This window comes from Acinetobacter johnsonii (genome assembly GCF_048551975.1).
In the GTDB taxonomy this organism is placed as follows: Bacteria; Pseudomonadota; Gammaproteobacteria; order Pseudomonadales; family Moraxellaceae; genus Acinetobacter; species Acinetobacter johnsonii_A.
Genome location: NZ_JBIMCF010000306.1, coordinates 1 through 255, shown reverse-complemented (window position 1 = coordinate 255; position 255 = coordinate 1). Strand labels below are relative to the sequence as shown.

Here is a 255-nt window from a genome sequence, read left to right as displayed (position 1 = left end):
GTACAAAGGGTTGCTACCTAGCGATAGGATGCTAATCTCAAAAAGCCGATCGTAGTCCGGATTGGGGTCTGCAACTCGACTCCATGAAGTCTGAATCGCTAGTAATCGCGGATCAGAATGCCGCGGTGAATACGTTCCCGGGCCTTGTAAACACCGCCCGTCACACCATGGGAATTTGTTGCACAAGAAGTAGTTAGTCTAACCGCAAGGAGGACGCTTACCACGGTGTGGCCGATGACTGGGGTGAAGTCGTAA

The 255-nt window shown here is 51.8% G+C and carries 1 rRNA gene; it reads left to right on the top strand.

Features of this window, described 5'->3' with window-relative positions:
* Positions 1-255, top strand: a 16S ribosomal RNA gene (locus tag ACG9ZB_RS17585); the annotation flags it as partial.